Source organism: Rubrivivax benzoatilyticus JA2 = ATCC BAA-35 (assembly GCF_000190375.1).
Lineage (GTDB): Bacteria > Pseudomonadota > Gammaproteobacteria > Burkholderiales > Burkholderiaceae_C > Rubrivivax > Rubrivivax benzoatilyticus.
The window spans coordinates 1-17,086 of the sequence record NZ_AEWG01000009.1 but is presented as its reverse complement, the minus strand read 5'-3'; the positions used below and the strand labels follow the sequence as shown (position 1 = coordinate 17,086).

General features: G+C 70.1%; 15 protein-coding genes. 12 read left to right on the top strand and 3 right to left on the bottom strand.

Annotated elements, in window-relative coordinates; all coding sequences use genetic code 11:
* Positions 1-98 precede the first annotated feature (98 nt).
* From RBXJA2T_RS01040 to RBXJA2T_RS00985, 12 genes are all read left to right on the top strand, one after another.
* Positions 99-683, top strand: a complete 585-nt coding sequence (locus RBXJA2T_RS01040) for a shikimate kinase (RefSeq protein ID WP_009855449.1) — start codon at positions 99-101, stop codon at positions 681-683.
* A 34-nt stretch (positions 684-717) separates the two neighbouring features.
* A complete protein-coding gene (gene aroB / locus RBXJA2T_RS01035; protein ID WP_009855448.1) occupies positions 718-1,809 on the top strand; it encodes a 3-dehydroquinate synthase in 1,092 nt (363 codons plus the stop codon).
* Positions 1,806-2,957: a deoxyguanosinetriphosphate triphosphohydrolase gene (locus tag RBXJA2T_RS01030; RefSeq protein ID WP_009855447.1), complete on the top strand. Its 1,152-nt coding sequence runs from the start codon at positions 1,806-1,808 to the stop codon at positions 2,955-2,957. Before aroB ends, RBXJA2T_RS01030 begins: the two co-directional genes overlap by 4 nt.
* Positions 2,958-2,962: 5 nt before the next feature.
* Complete coding sequence (locus RBXJA2T_RS01025; protein WP_009855446.1) at positions 2,963-3,637, top strand: transposase; 675 nt, start codon at positions 2,963-2,965, stop codon at positions 3,635-3,637.
* Positions 3,638-4,127: 490 nt separating this feature from the next.
* A complete protein-coding gene (locus RBXJA2T_RS01020) occupies positions 4,128-8,858 on the top strand; it encodes a glutamate synthase-related protein (RefSeq protein ID WP_009855445.1) in 4,731 nt (1,576 codons plus the stop codon).
* A 22-nt stretch (positions 8,859-8,880) separates the two neighbouring features.
* Positions 8,881-10,347 (top strand): glutamate synthase subunit beta, encoded by a 1,467-nt coding sequence (locus tag RBXJA2T_RS01015; protein ID WP_009855444.1) that lies wholly within the window; start codon positions 8,881-8,883, stop codon positions 10,345-10,347.
* A gap of 187 nt (positions 10,348-10,534) precedes the next feature.
* Positions 10,535-11,347: an ABC transporter ATP-binding protein gene (locus tag RBXJA2T_RS01010; RefSeq protein WP_009855443.1), complete on the top strand. Its 813-nt coding sequence runs from the start codon at positions 10,535-10,537 to the stop codon at positions 11,345-11,347.
* Positions 11,344-12,126 (top strand): lipid asymmetry maintenance ABC transporter permease subunit MlaE, encoded by a 783-nt coding sequence (gene mlaE / locus RBXJA2T_RS01005; RefSeq protein WP_009855442.1) that lies wholly within the window; start codon positions 11,344-11,346, stop codon positions 12,124-12,126. Before RBXJA2T_RS01010 ends, mlaE begins: the two co-directional genes overlap by 4 nt.
* Positions 12,127-12,148: 22 nt before the next feature.
* Positions 12,149-12,643: an outer membrane lipid asymmetry maintenance protein MlaD gene (gene mlaD / locus RBXJA2T_RS01000; protein WP_009855441.1), complete on the top strand. Its 495-nt coding sequence runs from the start codon at positions 12,149-12,151 to the stop codon at positions 12,641-12,643.
* Complete coding sequence (locus RBXJA2T_RS00995) at positions 12,640-13,398, top strand: MlaA family lipoprotein (RefSeq protein ID WP_009855440.1); 759 nt, start codon at positions 12,640-12,642, stop codon at positions 13,396-13,398. Before mlaD ends, RBXJA2T_RS00995 begins: the two co-directional genes overlap by 4 nt.
* A gap of 68 nt (positions 13,399-13,466) precedes the next feature.
* The gene (locus tag RBXJA2T_RS00990) at positions 13,467-14,087 is read left to right on the top strand and encodes an MlaC/ttg2D family ABC transporter substrate-binding protein (RefSeq protein WP_009855439.1); all 621 of its coding nucleotides are present in this window, start codon (positions 13,467-13,469) and stop codon (positions 14,085-14,087) included.
* Position 14,088: 1 nt separating this feature from the next.
* A complete protein-coding gene (locus RBXJA2T_RS00985) occupies positions 14,089-14,349 on the top strand; it encodes an STAS domain-containing protein (protein WP_009855438.1) in 261 nt (86 codons plus the stop codon).
* 6 nt (positions 14,350-14,355) lie between these two features.
* On the opposite strand, the gene RBXJA2T_RS00980 is transcribed toward RBXJA2T_RS00985, so the two are convergent.
* The 3 genes from RBXJA2T_RS00980 to RBXJA2T_RS00970 all read right to left on the bottom strand — a co-directional run.
* On the bottom strand, positions 14,356-15,252 hold the full coding sequence (locus tag RBXJA2T_RS00980) for a MurR/RpiR family transcriptional regulator (RefSeq protein ID WP_037290474.1): 897 nt from the start codon (positions 15,250-15,252) through the stop codon (positions 14,356-14,358).
* Between the two features lie 59 nt (positions 15,253-15,311).
* Positions 15,312-16,757, bottom strand: coding sequence for a glucose-6-phosphate dehydrogenase (zwf, locus tag RBXJA2T_RS00975; RefSeq protein ID WP_009855436.1), 1,446 nt, complete (start codon positions 16,755-16,757; stop codon positions 15,312-15,314).
* 95 nt (positions 16,758-16,852) lie between these two features.
* On the bottom strand, positions 16,853-17,086 hold a 234-nt coding region (locus RBXJA2T_RS00970; RefSeq protein WP_009855435.1), incomplete at its 5' end, for a general secretion pathway protein GspB.

The following is a 17,086-nucleotide window of genomic DNA, read 5'->3' as shown; positions in this document are numbered from 1 at the left end:
GACGTGTCGGACCTGAGGCGCTCGCCTGCCGTGCCCGCGCGTGCCGCAGCGGGCCGGCAGGCCGGACGGTGCGGCGCTCGCTCCCGGAGCCTCGTCGCGTGATCCTCTCCCTCGTCGGCATGCCCGGCAGTGGCAAGTCCACCGTCGGGCGCCATCTGGCGCGGCAGCTCGGGCTGCGTTTCGTCGACAGCGACGCCGAGATCGAGCGCTCGCTGGGCATCAGCATCCGCGACTACTTCGCCGCCCACGGCGAGGAGGCCTTCCGCGACCTCGAGCAGCGCACGATCGACGAGCTGACGCGCCAGCCCGGCTGCGTGCTCGCCACCGGCGGCGGTGCCGTGCTGCGGCCGGCCAACCGCGAGGCGCTGCACTCGCGCACGCAGGTGTTCTATCTGCGCTCGACGCCGGAAGAGCTGTTCCGCCGCCTGCGCCACGACACGACGCGGCCGCTGCTGCAGGTGGGCGATCCGCAGCGCCGGCTGCGCGAGCTGTTCCGCGACCGCGACCCGCTGTACCGCCGCTGCGCGCACTTCGTCGTCGAGACGACGCGGCCGTCGGTGCCCTCGCTGATCGGCATGGTGCTGATGCAGCTGGAGCTGGCCGGCCTCGTCGATCCCGGCCGCGTGCCGTCGCCGATCGACCACCCGCCCGCCGAGGCGTCGAGCGCCGCTGACCGCCACTGAGGCGTCTCGGGCGGCGCCGTACACTGTCGCCGCCATGAGCGAACCCGTCTCCGTTTCCGTCGCGACGCCCGATTCGCGCTATGACATCCTGATCGGCGGCGGCCTGCTCGCCGCGCCCGCGTGCTGGCAGGGCCTGCCGCGTGCGGCCCATGCCGTCATCGTCACCAACACCACGGTCGACCCGCTGCACGGCGACGCGCTGCGCCGCGCGCTGGCGCCGCTGCACCGCGACGTCAGCACCGTCGTGCTGCCCGACGGCGAGGCGCACAAGACCTGGCAGACGCTGAACCTGATCTTCGACCATCTGCTGGCACGAGGCTGCGACCGCAAGACGGTGCTCTACGCGCTCGGCGGTGGCGTCGTCGGCGACATCACCGGCTTCGCCGCCGCCAGCTACATGCGCGGCGTGCCCTTCGTGCAGGTGCCGACGACGCTGCTGGCGCAGGTCGACTCCTCGGTCGGCGGCAAGACGGCGATCAACCACCCGCTGGGCAAGAACATGATCGGCGCGTTCTACCAGCCGCGCCGCGTGATCTGCGACCTCGACACGCTGGACACCTTGCCGGCGCGCGAAGTCAGCGCCGGACTCGCCGAGATCATCAAGTACGGGCCGATCGCCGATGCCGGCTTCCTCGACTGGATCGAGGCCAACGTCGACGCGCTGCGCGCGCGCGACCGCGCCGCGCTGGCGTACGCGGTGCAGCGTTCCTGCGAGATCAAGGCCGAGGTCGTCGGCCAGGACGAGCGCGAAGCCGGTCTGCGCGCGATCCTCAACTTCGGCCACACCTTCGGCCACGCGATCGAAGCCGGCCTGGGTTATGGCGAATGGCTGCACGGCGAAGCCGTCGGCTGCGGCATGGTGATGGCCACCGAGCTGTCGGCGCTGCTGGGTCTGGTGCCGCCGGCTTTCGTCGAGCGCCTGCAACGCCTGTGCGAACGTGCCGGCCTGCCGGTGCGCGGCCCGCGGCTGGGCATCGAGCGCTACCTCGAGCTGATGCGCGTCGACAAGAAGGCCGAAGGCGGCGAGATCCGCTTCGTGCTGATCGAGGCCCCGGGCCGCGCCGTCGTGTGCGCGGCGCCGGACGCGCTGGTCGCCGAGGCGATCGAGCGCCATCTCGTGGCGTGAACGGCACCGGCCTGGCTCCGTGGGCGGTCGACCCGTGGCGCAGCCGCGGGCGGCGCATCGACGAAGGCTCGGCGGCGCCGCGCACCGAGCACCAGCGCGACCGCGACCGCATCGTGCACAGCACGGCCTTCCGGCGCCTGGTCTACAAGACCCAGGTCTTCGTCAACCATGAAGGCGACCTGTTCCGCACCCGGCTGACGCATTCGCTGGAGGTCGCGCAGCTCGGGCGTTCGATCGCGCGCCAGCTGCGCCTGAACGAGGAGCTGATCGAGGCGCTGGCGCTGGCCCATGACCTCGGCCACACGCCGTTCGGCCACGCCGGCCAGGACGTGCTGAACCAGTGCATGGCCGGCCACGGCGGCTTCGAGCACAACCTGCAGAGCCTGCGTGTCGTTGACAAGCTGGAGCAGCGTTATCCGGAGTTCGACGGCCTGAACCTCAGCTTCGAGACGCGCGAAGGCATCCTGAAACACTGCTCGCGCCATCACGCCGAGCTGATGTGCGCCGCCGAGCCCGACGGCCCGGCGCGGCGTTTCCTCGACGGCACGCAGCCTTCGCTGGAGGCGCAGATCGTCAACCTCGCCGACGAGGTGGCCTACAACGCCCACGACGTCGACGACGGCGTGCGCTCCGGCCTGATCACGATGGAGCAGCTCGACGAGCTGGCGCTGTATGCGCGCTTCCGCGACGAGGCGCTCGCCGCGCACCCGAAGCTGCTGGCGATGCCGCCGCGGCGCCTGCTGTTCGAGACGCTGCGGCGTTTGCTGTCGGCGCTGGTCTACGACCTGATCGACGAGACGAACCGCCAGCTTGCCAGGCACCAGCCCGAGGATGCCGACGCGCTGCGACGGCTGCCGCGCATTGCCGCCTTCAGCGACGAGGTGCGCGAGCCGCTTTCGGAGCTGAAGCGCTTTCTGTTCAAGGAGCTGTACCGCCACCCGCAGGTCGTCGACGTGACGGTGCGTGCGCGCACTGTCGTCGCCGAACTCTTCGCGGCCTATGTCTCGGCGCCGCAGGAGATGCCGGCCGATTACGCCGGTGCCAGCGACTTCCACCGTGCGGTCGCCGACTACATCGCCGGCATGACCGACCGCTTCGCGCTGCGCGAGCACCAGCGGCTGACCGGCCGCGACCTGTTCGCGCTCTGATCGCGATGGCGCGGCTGCCTCGGCTCGTGCTGCCCGGCTGCGGCCACCTCGTGGTCCAGCGCGGCCACGACGGTCGCAGCGTGTTCGCCGACGACGAGGATCGGCGCGCCTTCGTCGCCGCGTTGCGCGAGGCCGCGGTGGCCCAGCGGGTCGCGATCCACGCCTACGCGCTGCCCGACACCGAGGTCCAGATCCTGGCCACACCGCCGGCCGAGGACGCGCTCTCGCGCATGATGCAGTCGCTGGGCCGGCGCTACGTCGCGGCCTATCGCCAGCGCCACGGCGGCCGCGGCACGCTGTGGGACGGGCGCTACCGCTGCGCGCCGGTCGAGCCGGGTGACTGGCTGCTGGCGGCGCTGCGGCTGGTCGACGCGGCGGCGCCGTGTTCCAGCGCGGCGCACCGCACCGGCGGTCGCGACCCGCTGGTCAGCGACCCGCCCGAAGTCTGGCAACTGGGCAACACGCCGTTCGAGCGCGAAGCCGCGTACCGCCGTCTGCTCGACACCGGCGTCCCGCCCGCCCAGGCGGCGGCACTGCGCGAAGCCGCGCTGGGCGGCTGGGCCGTCGGGGGGCCGAGCTTCCTGGCCCGCCTGGGCGAGCAGACCGCCCGGCCCTTGCGGCCCCGTCCGCGGGGACGACCGGCGCGCCCGGCGCCGGCCCCCGCCCGCCGGCCGGGCTGAGCCGGGACGTGCAAGGCCGGAAGGCCTTGCACGCCAGGCTCAGGCCCGAGCACGATTTCACGCAAGAGGGCTGAGCCGGGACGTGCAAGGCCGGAAGGCCTTGCGCGCCAGGCTCAGGCCCGAGCGCGATTTCACGCAGGAGGGCTGAGCCGGCGCGTGCCCGCCCACCCGGCGGCCTCCGGACATTCCCGAATGCACGCCCGGCGCGCTCGTGCGTGTCGCCGGTCGCTCGTGGTGCGGGCTCCCGCTGCCGCGCACCAGCTCACGGCGACCCGCGCCGGGCGCGGCCGACATTCGGGCGATCGTCGCCTCGCACGCACCGGGCCCGCGCTCCGGTGCACTGTCGCGGAACATGACTATGTCCCCATTTAACGCGGCGTGCTTGTCGATCGTATTGTCTTTTGGTGTCTGACCCCATTTATTCGTACTTGCCCTTATAGAGGGCGTGGGTTAGGCTCGCGCTCCCCCCCCTGATTGCCCGGAGATCGCCATGCGCGACGCAGCCCCCGCCACGCCCGCGACCGTCGACGAAGTCCAGCTCGCCCAAGGCGGCCTGTACGACCCGCGCAACGAACACGACGCCTGCGGTGTCGGCTTCGTCGCCCACATCAAGGGGCAGAAGGCGCACTCGATCATCGAGCAGGGCCTGAAGATCCTCGAGAACCTGGACCACCGCGGTGCCGTCGGCGCCGACGCGCTGATGGGCGACGGCGCGGGCATCCTGATCCAGATCCCCGACGACCTGTACCGCGCCGAGATGGCCGCGCAAGGCGTCGAGCTGCCGCCGCCCGGCGAGTACGGCGTCGGCATGATCTTCCTGCCGAAGGAACACGCTTCGCGCTTGGCCTGCGAGCAGGAGATGGAGCGTGCGATCAAGGCCGAGGGCCAGGTGCTGCTCGGCTGGCGCGACGTGCCGGTCGACCGCGAGATGCCGATGTCGCCGACGGTGCGCCAGAAGGAGCCGGTGATCCGTCAGGTCTTCATCGGCCGCGGCCACGACGTCATCGTGCCCGACGCGCTGGAGCGCAAGCTCTACGTGATCCGCAAGACCGCCTCGGCCGCCATCCAGCGCCTGAAGCTGACGCACAGCCGCGAGTACTACGTGCCCAGCATGAGCTGCCGCACGGTGATCTACAAGGGCCTGCTGCTCGCCGACCAGGTCGGCCTGTACTACCGCGACCTCGCCGACCCGCGCGCGACCTCGGCGCTGGCGCTGGTGCACCAGCGTTTCTCGACCAACACCTTCCCGGAATGGCCGCTGGCGCACCCGTACCGCATGGTCGCGCACAACGGCGAGATCAACACCGTCAAGGGCAACTTCAACTGGATGCGCGCCCGTGAGGGCGTGATGAAGTCGCCGGTGCTCGGCGACGACCTGAAGAAGCTCTACCCGATCAGCTTCGAGCACCAGAGCGACACTGCCACCTTCGACAACACGCTCGAGCTGCTGACGATGTCGGGCTACCCGCTCGCGCACGCGGCGATGATGATGATCCCGGAAGCCTGGGAGAACCACGAGCTGATGGACACGCGCCGGCGCGCGTTCTACGAATACCACGCGGCGATGCTCGAGCCCTGGGACGGCCCGGCGGCGATGGTCTTCACCGACGGCCGCCAGATCGGCGCCACGCTGGACCGCAACGGCCTGCGCCCGGCGCGCTACATCGTCACCGACGACGACCTTGTCGTGATGGCCTCGGAGTCCGGCGTGCTGCCGATCCCCGAGAACCGCATCGTCAAGAAGTGGCGCCTGCAGCCGGGCAAGATGTTCCTGATCGACCTGGAGCAGGGCCGCATCGTCGACGACGAGGAGCTGAAGAACCAGTTCGCCAACGCGCGCCCGTACCGCCAGTGGATCGACAACGTGCGTGTGCGCCTGGACGACGTGCAGGTCAACGCCGAGCCGGCCTCGTTCGCCGAGACGCTGCTCGACCGCCAGCAGGCCTTCGGCTACACGCAGGAAGACATCAAGTTCCTGCTCGCGCCGATGGCCGCCAACGGCGAGGAAGCGATCGGCTCGATGGGCAACGACAGCCCGCTGGCCGTGCTGTCGGACAAGAACAAGCCGCTGTACAGCTACTTCAAGCAGCTGTTCGCGCAGGTGACGAACCCGCCGATCGACCCGATCCGCGAGGCCATCGTCATGTCGCTGAACAGCTTCATCGGCCCGAAGCCCAACCTGCTGGACATCAACGCGGTGAACCCGCCGATGCGTCTGGAGGTGACGCAGCCGGTGCTGGACTTCGACGACATGGCGCGCCTGCGCTCGATCGAGAAGCACACCCACGGCAAGTTCCGCTGCTACGAGCTGGACATCACCTACCCGCTGGCCTGGGGCCGTGAAGGCGTCGAGGCCAAGCTGGCCTCGCTGTGCGCCGAAGCGGTGGATGCGCTGAAGAGCGACCACAACATCCTGATCATCACCGACCGCCGCATGGCGCGCGGCCAGGTGGCGATCCCCGCGCTGCTGGCGCTGTCGGCGATCCACCACCATCTGGTGCGCGAAGGCCTGCGCACGACGGCCGGCCTGGTCGTCGAGACCGGCTCGGCGCGCGAGGTGCACCACTTCGCGGTGCTCGCCGGCTACGGCGCCGAGGCCGTGCACCCGTACCTGGCGCTGGAGACGCTGGCGGCGATGCACGCCGAGCTGCCCGGCGCGCTGTCGGCCGAGAAGGCGATCTACAACTACATCAAGGCCGTCGGCAAGGGTCTCTCGAAGATCATGTCGAAGATGGGCATCAGCACCTACATGTCGTATTGCGGTGCCCAGATCTTCGAGGCCATCGGCCTGAAGAAGGATTTCGTCGAGAAGTACTTCCGCGGCACCGCCAGCCAGGTCGGCGGCATCGGCGTCTTCGAGGTCGCCGAGGAAGCGGTGCGCATGCACCTGGCGGCCTTCGGCGATGACCCGGTGCTCGCGACCATGCTCGACGCCGGTGGCGAATACGCCTGGCGCACCCGCGGCGAAGAGCACATGTGGACGCCCGACGCGATCGCCAAGCTGCAGCACGCGACGCGCGGCAACCGCTGGGAGACGTACAAGGAGTACGCCCAGATCATCAACGACCAGAACCGCCGCCACATGACGCTGCGCGGCCTGTTCGAGTTCAAGGTCGACCCGAGCAAGGCGATCTCCCTCGACGAGGTCGAGCCGGCGTCCGAGATCGTCAAGCGTTTCGCCACCGGCGCGATGTCGCTGGGCTCGATCAGCACCGAGGCGCACTCGACGCTGGCGCTGGCGATGAACCGCATCGGCGCCAAGAGCAACACCGGCGAAGGCGGCGAAGACCCGGCGCGCTACCGCAACGAGCTGAAGGGCATCAAGATCGCCGCCGGCACCAAGGTGTCGGACGTCGTCGGCAGCAAGGTCATCGAAGCCGACTACGTGATGCAGGAAGGCGACAGCCTGCGCTCGAAGATCAAGCAGGTGGCCTCGGGCCGCTTCGGCGTCACGACCGAGTACCTGGTCTCGGCCGATCAGATCCAGATCAAGATGGCCCAGGGCGCCAAGCCCGGTGAAGGCGGCCAGCTGCCGGGCGGCAAGGTCTCCGAATACATCGGCTTCCTGCGCTACTCGGTGCCGGGTGTCGGCCTGATCAGCCCGCCGCCGCACCACGACATCTATTCGATCGAGGACCTGGCGCAGCTGATCCACGACCTGAAGAACGCCAACCCGCGCGCGTCGATCAGCGTCAAGCTCGTCTCCGAGGTCGGCGTCGGCACCATCGCCGCCGGCGTCACCAAGTGCAAGGCCGACCATCTGGTCATCAGCGGCTACGACGGCGGCACCGGTGCGTCGCCGTGGAGCTCGATCAAGCACTGCGGCACGCCGTGGGAGCTGGGCCTGGCCGAGACGCAGCAGACGCTGGTGCTGAACCGCCTGCGCGGCCGCATCCGCGTGCAGGCCGACGGCCAGATGAAGACCGGCCGCGACGTCGTCGTCGCCGCGCTGCTGGGCGCCGACGAGTTCGGCTTCGCGACCGCGCCGCTGGTCGTCGAGGGCTGCATCATGATGCGCAAGTGCCACCTCAACACCTGCCCGGTGGGCGTGGCCACGCAGGACCCGGTGCTGCGCCGCAAGTTCGCCGGCAAGCCCGAGCACGTCGTCAACTACTTCTTCTTCGTCGCCGAGGAAGCGCGCCAGATCATGGCGCAGCTGGGCATCCGCAAGTTCGACGACCTGATCGGCCGTGCCGACCTGCTCGACATGAAGAAGGGCATCGAGCACTGGAAGGCCAGCGGCCTGGACTTCGCCCGTGTGCTGCACCAGCCCGCCGTCGCCGCCGACGTGCCGCGCCTGCACTGCGAGGAGCAGGACCACGGCCTGGAGAAGGCGCTGGACCTGAAGCTCATCGAGCGCTGCCGCCCGGCGATCGAGCGCGGCGAGAAGGTGCAGTTCATGGAGGACGCGCGCAACCGCAACCGCAGCGTCGGCGCGATGCTGTCGGGCGAGCTGGTGCGCCACCGCCCCGAAGGCCTGCCCGACCACACGATCTTCATGCAGATGGAAGGCACCGGCGGCCAGAGCTTCGGCGCCTTCCTCGCCCCGGGCATCACGCTGTACCTGATCGGCGATGCCAACGACTACACCGGCAAGGGTCTGTCCGGCGGCCGCGTCGTCGTGCGCCCGTCGATCGAGTTCCGCGGCGACGCGACGAAGAACATCATCATCGGCAACACCGCGCTGTACGGCGCGACCAGCGGCGAGGCCTTCTTCCGCGGCGTCGCCGGCGAGCGTTTCGCGGTGCGGCTGTCGGGCGCCTCGACCGTCGTCGAAGGCACCGGCGACCACGGCTGCGAGTACATGACCGGCGGCACGGTCGTCGTGCTCGGCAAGACCGGCCGCAACTTCGCCGCCGGCATGTCCGGCGGCGTGGCCTACGTCTTCGACGAGGACGGCGAGTTCGCGCGCCGCTGCAACACCAGCATGGTCACGCTGGAGAAGGTGCTGCCGCGCGACGAGCAGGCCGGCGACGCTTCGGCCTGGCACCGCGGCATGGCCGACGAGGCGCTGCTGAAGAAGCTCATCGAGGACCACCACCGCTGGACCGGCTCGCTGCGCGCCCGCGAGCTGCTCGACGCCTGGGCCGCCTCGCGCGCCAAGTTCGTCAAGGTGTTCCCGAACGAATACAAGCGTGCGCTCGCCGAACGTGCCGCCAAGGCCCAGGCCGAAGCCGCCACCGGCAAGGCCCGCGCCTCCGCCGCCGTCGCCGCCAAGTAACCCGAACAGGACGAGAACCATCATGGGCAAGGTCACCGGCTTCCTCGAGTTCGAGCGCCAGGAGGAGGGCTACGCGCCCGTCGCCGAACGTCTGAAGACCTGGAAGGAGTTCGTCATCGGCCTCGACGAGCCGAAGGCGAAGATCCAGGGCGCACGCTGCATGGACTGCGGCACGCCGTTCTGCAACAACGGCTGCCCGGTCAACAACGTCATTCCGGACTGGAACGATCTGGTCTACCGCGGCGACTGGAAGAACGCGATCGAGGTGCTGCACTCGACGAACAACTTCCCCGAGTTCACCGGCCGCATCTGCCCCGCGCCCTGCGAGGCGGCGTGCACGCTGAACGTCAACGGCGACGCGGTCGGCATCAAGAGCCTGGAGCACGCGATCGTCGACCGCGCCTGGGCCGAAGGCTGGATCCAGCCGCAGCCGGCCAAGGCCAAGACCGGCAAGAAGGTGGCCGTCGTCGGTTCCGGCCCGGCCGGCCTGGCGGCGGCGCAGCAGCTCGCGCGTGCCGGCCACGAGGTGACGGTGTTCGAGAAGAACCACCGTGTCGGCGGCCTGCTGCGCTACGGCATCCCCGACTTCAAGTTCGAGAAGTCGCACATCGACCGCCGCGTCGAGCAGATGAAGGCCGAAGGCGTGGTCTTCCGCACCGGCGTGCTCGTCGGTGCGCTGCCCAAGGGCAGCAAGGTCACGAACGACGCCAAGGAGACGGTCTCGGCCGAGCAGCTGCAGGCCGAGTTCGACGCCGTCATCCTGGCCGGCGGCGCCGAGCAGTCGCGTGATCTGCCGGTGCCCGGGCGCGACCTCGACGGCGTGCACTTCGCGATGGAGTTCCTGCCGCAGCAGAACAAGGTCGTCGCCGGCGACAAGGTCAAGGGCCAGATCCGGGCCGACGGCAAACACGTCATCGTCATCGGCGGCGGCGACACCGGCAGCGACTGCGTCGGCACCAGCAACCGTCACGGCGCGGCCAGCGTCACGCAGTTCGAGCTGATGCCGATGCCGCCCGAGCAGGAAGACCGGCCGATGACCTGGCCGTACTGGCCGACCAAGCTGCGCACCAGCTCCAGCCACGAGGAAGGCTGCGTGCGCGAGTTCGCCATCGCGACCAAGGAGTTCGTCGGCGCCAAGGGCAAGCTCACCGGCTTGAAGACGGTGAACGTGCAGTGGCAGGGCGGCAAGATGGTCGAGGTGCCGGGCAGCGAGAAGGAATGGAAGGCCGACCTGGTGCTGCTGGCGATGGGCTTCACGAACCCCGTGGCCAGCGTGCTCGAAGCCTTCGGCGTCGCCAAGGACGCGCGCGGCAACGCCGCGGCCACGACCGAGGCCGCCGGCGGCTACCGCACCAGCGTCGCCAAGGTCTTCGCCGCCGGCGACATGCGCCGCGGCCAGTCGCTCGTCGTCTGGGCGATCCGCGAAGGCCGCCAGTGCGCGCGCGCCGTCGACGAGTTCCTGACCGGCTCGTCGCTGCTGCCGCGCTAAACAAGGCGAAAGAAGGCTGGGGTCAGGTCTTTCGAGACCTGACCCCGTTTCGTTTCCGTCACGTCGCCGTTCACAAGGCTTTACCGGGGGTGAATGCGGGTCGACCCGCAGCCTCCGGAGCCTCGTGCGAAAATTACCGACCCACGATTCGTTTAGGTCGGGGCCGACAGGCCGCGACGCGCAGCGCTTGAAGTCCGACACGCTCATCGAGATCGACCACGTCACGTTCGGCTACGACGCCGAGCGGACGATCCTCCGCGACGTCTCGATGACCTTTCGCCGCGGCCAGGTCACGGCCATCCTCGGCGGCTCGGGTTGTGGCAAGACGACGCTGCTGCGGCTGATCGGCGGCGTCTACCCGCCCAACCAGGGGCGCATCGTCTTCGACGGCGAACAGGTCGACACGCGCGACAAGGACCAGCTGTTCCGCCAGCGCCGCCGCCTGGGCATGCTGTTCCAGTTCGGCGCGCTGTTCACCGACCTGACGGTGTTCGAGAACGTCGCCTTCCCGCTGCGCGAGCATTTCCCGGATCTGCCCGAGTCGGCGATTCGCGACATCGCGCTGATGAAGCTGAACGCGGTGGGCCTGCGCGGCGCGGCGGCGCTGCGCATCTCGCAGGTCTCGGGCGGCATGGCGCGGCGCATCGCGCTGGCGCGTGCGATCTCGCTGGACCCCGAGCTGATCATGTACGACGAGCCCTTCGCCGGGCTGGACCCGATCTCGATGGGCGTCACCGCCAACCTGATCCGCAAGCTCAACGACGCCACCGGCTCGACCTCGCTCGTCGTCTCGCACGACGTGCAGGAGTGTTTCCAGATCGTCGACTACGCCTACCTGATGCGTGCCGGCGGCACGATCGTCGCCGAAGGCACGCCGGCCGAGCTGTCGCGCTCGGACGACCCGGAGGTGCGCCAGTTCATCCGCGGCGAGCCCGACGGACCGGTCAAGTTCCACTACCCGGCGCCGCCGCTGGCGCAGGACCTGGGAGCCGGCGCATGACGGCAGCGCTGCAGTTCATCGGCCGCTTCACGCTCGAATGGCTGCGGGCGCTGGGCCACGCCGCCTATTTCTTCGTCGATCTGCTGCGCCACTCGCCGGCGGCGCTGCGCCGCTTCTCGCTGGTCGTCGCGCAGATCCACGCCATCGGCAACCGCTCGCTGGTCATCATCCTGGCCTCGGGCATGGCGGTGGGCTTCGTGCTGGCGCTGCAGATGTACTACGCGCTGGTGACCTACGGCGCCGCCGAGAGCCTGGGCCTCGTCGTCAACCTGTCGCTGGTGCGCGAGCTCGGCCCGGTGGTCGCGGCGCTGCTGTTCGCCGGCCGCGCCGGCACCTCGCTGACCGCCGAGATCGGCCTGATGAAGGCCGGCGAGCAGCTCGCCGCGATGGAGCTGATGGCGATCGACCCGCGCAGCCGCGTGCTGGCGCCGCGTTTCCTGGGCGGCATCATCTCGATGCCCCTGCTGGCCGCCCTGTTTTCGGCCATCGGCATCCTGGGAGCCTGGGTCGTCGCGGTGCTGCTGATCGGTGTCGACGCCGGCAACTTCTGGTCGATCATGCAGAGCAGCGTCGACGTCTGGCGCGACGTCGGCAATGGCATCGTCAAGAGCTTCGTCTTCGGCGTCATCTGCACCGCGGTGGCGCTGTACCAGGGTTACGAGACGCAGGCCACGCCCGAGGGCGTGGCCCATGCGACGACACGCACGGTGGTCATCGCGTCACTGGCGGTGCTGGCCATGGACTTCCTGTTGACCGCACTGATGTTCTCGACGCCGTGATCCGGCGTCGCCGAGGAAAAGAATGGGTAAGAAGGGTATCGAGACGCTCGTCGGGCTGTTTGTCCTGCTGGGCCTGTGCGCGTTCGCGTTCCTGGCGCTGAAGGCGGCCAACCTGGGCAGTTTCAGCAGCAGCGGCGCCACCTATGCGCTGACGGCACGCTTCGACAACATCGGCGGGCTGAAGGCGAGGGCGCCGGTGCGCAGCGCCGGCGTCGTCGTCGGCCGCGTCAAGTCGATCTCGCTGGACCCGCAGACCTTCCAGGGCGTCGTCGAGATGGACATCGACCAGCGCTTCCAGTTTCCCAAGGACTCGGCGGCCAAGATCCTCACCTCCGGCCTGCTGGGTGACCAGTACATCGGGCTGGAACCCGGCGGTGACGACCAGAACCTGAAGTCCGGCGACATCGTCGCGCAGACCCAGTCGGCCGTCGTGCTGGAGAACCTCATCGGCCAGTTCATGACCGGCAAGGCCGCCGAGGCCGGCAGCGGCGCCACCGCACCGGGAGCCGCGCCGTGAAGCGCCTGGCCGCCGCGCTCGCCGTCGCCGCGCTCGCCGCGGGCTGCGCGACGGCTCCGGCACCCGCCACCGGCGACGCGCCGGCGCGTGTCGCGTCGCCGGCGGACCCGTGGGAGAACTGGAACCGCAAGGTCTACGCGTTCAACGACAAGGTCGACGAGGCGGTCTTGCGCCCGGCCGCCGAGGCTTACCGCGACGTCGTGCCGCAGATCGTGCGCACCGGCGTCGCCAACGTGCTGGGCAACGTCCGCGACGTCTGGTCGGCGGCCAACCAGTTCCTGCAGGGCAAGCCGGCCGACGGCCTGGAGATGAGTGCGCGCGTGCTCGTCAACACGACGATGGGCCTGTTCGGCCTGCTCGACTGGGGCACCGAACTGCGGCTGGACCGCCGCAGCGAGGACTTCGGCCAGACGCTGGGCGTCTGGGGCGTGGGCCCCGGGCCGTATGTCGTGCTGCCGCTGCTCGGCCCCTCGTCGGTGCGCGACGGCCTGGCCTGGCCGGTCGACCGCATGTTCGCCCCGTCGCGGCTGCCGCAGACCGATGCCGGCGGTTACGGCGTGCTGGCGATGGAACTGTTGAACGCCCGCAGCGATCTGTTGTCCACGACCCAGTTGCTCGACCAGGTCGCGCTCGACCGTTATTCGTTCGTGCGTGACGCCTACCTGTCGCGGCGGCTGGACCAGGTCTGGGACGGCGCTCCGCCGCTCGAGGACTACGACGACTACGGCGACGACGAGGCCGAGCCGGCACGGTGAACCGCCCTGGCGGCCCGTGCGTTGAAGCGGCAACGCCTCGCGGCGTGCACGCAACCGAAAGGCAAACGATGTTCAAGCAACTCCTCACCGGCCTGGCGATGCTGGGCCTCCTGATCGCCGGCGCCAACGCCCAGCCCGGCGCGGCCGATGCCTTCGTGCGCACGATCTCCAACGACGTGCTGACGACGGCCAAGAACGACAAGGCGATCCAGTCCGGCGACATCAACGCCATCGTCGCGCTCGTCGACCAGAAGGTGATGCCGGCGGTGGCCTTCGAGACCGTCACGCGCTCGGCCGTCGGCCCGCAGTGGCGCAGCGCCACGCCCGAGCAGCGCCAGAAGCTGCAGGCCGAGTTCAAGACGCTGCTGGTGCGGGTCTACGCCGGCGCGCTGACGCAGCTGAAGGACCAGACCGTCGAGATCACGAAGACCCAGCCGGTGCCCGGCGGCACGCAGGTCGTCGTGCAGTCCGAGGTGCGCGGCAAGGGCGAGCCGATCAAGCTCGACTACCGCCTCGACCAGGTGCAGGGCGCCTGGAAGATCATCGACGTCAACGTCGGCGGCATCTGGCTGGTGCAGAGCTACCGCTCGCAGTTCGCGCAGGAGCTCGGCGCCGGCGGCATCGACGGCCTGATCGCCAAGCTCGTCGAACGCAACAAGGCGCCGGTCCAGCCCGCCAAGAAGGGCTGAGATGAAGCTGCCCGCGACCGCCATGCTGGCGCAGGCGCCGGACCTGCTGCGCCAGCTCGGTGACGACACCGAAGTCGTCGACGCCAGCGCGCTCGCCGAGTTCGACAGCTCGGCGGTCGCGCTGCTGCTCGAGGCCCGGCGCCGGGCTGCGGCGCGCGGGCGCACGCTGCGTGTCGACGGCGCCCCGGCCCAGCTCGTCGAGCTGGCGCGCCTGTACGGTGTCGACGAACTGCTGGGCCTGCCGGCTGCGGCCGCCGCCTGAACCGGCTCAGCGTCCGGCGTCTTCGGCCAGCCGCTGGCCGTCGGAATAACGCCGGTTGCGCAGGTTCTTCTTGATCTCCGAGAGCGTCGGCCGCAGCGCGGCCGAGCCCAGGCGCAGCGCCACGCCGGTGGCGAGGATGTCGACGATCGTCAGGTGCAGCAGCCGCGAGACCATCGGGCTGTAGCGGTCGGCGTCCTCGGGGTGGTCGGCGGCCAGCAGGACGTGGCCCGGCGAGCCCAGCGCCAGCGTCGCCAGCGGCGAGCCGCTGGCGGTGATGACGATCACCGTCGCGCCTTTGCGGCGCGCGATCTCGGCGACGTCCAGGATGTCGCGGCTGCGCCCCGAATTGCTGATGACGACGGCGCAGTCGCCTTCGCCGAGCATCGTCGCGCTCATCACCTGCACGTGGCCGTCGCTGATGGCCATCGAGTTGACGCCCAGGCGGAAGAACTTGTGCTGCGCGTCCAGCGCCACGATGCCGGAGTTGCCGACGCCGTAGAACTCGATGCGCCGGCTGTGGCGGCCGGCTTCGGTCAGTGCCGTGATCGCGTCCTCGATCGCCTGGCTGGCCGCGGCGTTGCGGTAGCGCAGCAGCGCCGCGACGGCGTTGTCGACGACCTTGATGACCAGGTCGCCGGGCTTGTCGTCCTCCTCGACGGCGCGGTGCACGAAGGGCACGCCTTCGTTGACGCTGCCGGCGAGCTTGATCTTGAAGTCGGCCAGGCCGTCGTAACCGACGCTGCGGCAGAAGCGCACGACGGTGGGTTTGCTGACACGCGCACGTTCGGCGAGTTCGCCGACCGGCAGGCTGGCGAAACCGCGGGCGTCGGCCAGCAGCAGGCGCGCGACACGCTGCTCGGCCGGCGGCAGCGCCGGGATCGAGGCCCGGATGCGTTCGAGCATCGGGCTCAGTTCGGCGGCGGGGTCGCGGACGGGCCGCGGGGTCGGGGGCGGGAAGGTGTTCATTGTTCCTCGGCCCAGGCACAGCCGTCGCGCGCGACGAGCGCGCTGGCCGCCGCCGGGCCCCAGCTGCCGGCCGCGTAGGGGCGCGGGCCGGTCGGGTCGTTGTTCCAGGCGTCCAGCACCGGCTCGACCCAGCGCCAGGCCTGCTCCTGCTCGTCGCTGCGCACGAACAGGTTCAGCCGCCCGGCGATGGCGTCGAGCAGCAGGCGCTCGTAGGCGCCGACACGCTCGCTCGGGAATGCCCGGTCGAAGTCCAGGTCCAGCGACACCGGCGACAGCAGCTCGTCGCGGCTGCCGCCGGTGGCCGCCAGCAGGTGCAGCTCCAGCCCGTCCTCGGGCTGCAGCTTGATGACCAGACGGTTGGCGCGCCGCGTGCCCGGGAAGATCGGGTGCGGCACCTCGCGGAAGTTGACGACGATGTGCGCGTCCTGCCCGGCCAGGCGCTTGCCGGTGCGCAGGTAGAAGGGCACGCCGGCCCAGCGCCAGTTCTGGATCTCGGTGCGCAGCGCGACGAAGGTCTCGCAGCGGCTGCCGGCCGGCACCTTGACCTCGTCGAGGTAGCCCGGCACCGCCTGGCCCTCGACGCTGCCGGCGCGGTACTGGCCGCGCACGACGTCGCGCGCCACCGTCTCGGGCGTGAACGGGCGCAGCGAACGCAGCACCTTCAGCTTCTCGTCGCGGATCGCGTCGGCGGCGCTGGACGACGGCGGCTCCATCGCGATCATCGTCAGCAGCTGCAGCGCATGGTTCTGGATCATGTCGCGCAGCGCGCCGGTGCGGTCGTAGTAGTCGCCGCGCGTGCCGACGCCGAGCGACTCGGCCAGCGTGATCTGGATGTTGGCGATCCACTCGCGCCGCCACAGCGGCTCGAACAAGGCGTTGCCGAAACGCAGCGCCATCAGGTTCTGCACCGCGGGCTTGCCGAGGTAGTGGTCGATGCGCAGCGCCTGGCGCTCGTCGAACACCGAACGCACGACGCGGTTGATCTGCTGCGCGCTGGCGAGGTCGTGGCCCAGCGGCTTCTCGAGCACGATGCGCACGTGCGGGCCGACGATGCCGGCGGCGCCGAGCTGTTCGCAGATCACCGGGAACAGGTAGGGGCTGGTCGCCAGGTACATCAGCGCCGTGTCGGCGCCGCGTTCGGCCAGCCAGGCCTTCAGGCCGGCGTAGTCCTCCGGCTTGGACAGGTCCATGCGCCGGTAGTGCAGCAGCTGCGCGAAGGCGTCGAACTCGGCGTCGTTCGGGCGCTTGCTGCTGTCGACGGCGGCAAAACGTTCGCGCACGAAGGCGCGGTACTCGTCGTCGCTGCGTTCATCGCGTGCGACGGCGAGGATGCGGCCGCCCTCGGGCAGCTTGTGGTGGCGCCAGGCCTGGAACAGCGCCGGAAGCAGCTTGCGCCAGGTCAGGTCGCCGGTGCCACCGAAGAAGACGAGGTCGAAGGACATGTCGGGGCGTGCATGTAACTTTGTTTCGTCCGGATCATGCTCCGCGGTTTCATGCCGGTCAACCGCGGGGCGATCCGGAGCCGGCCTGCGGCGGCTCAGTAAGCCACTTCGTAGCGCAGCTCGCGCCAGCGCAGCACGGCCGAACGCGGGCCGATGCGCTCCAGCGTCACCCCGGGCGCGGCGACGTCGCCCTCGTGCAGCAACTGGCCGCCGACGAGCAGCATGCGCGCCGCCGGCTGTTCGGAGTAGATCGCGCCGCCGATCGACAGCTGCGGCAGCCCGCGGCGCTGCTCGGCCGACAGCTGGTCGATCGGGATCGCACGTTCGGC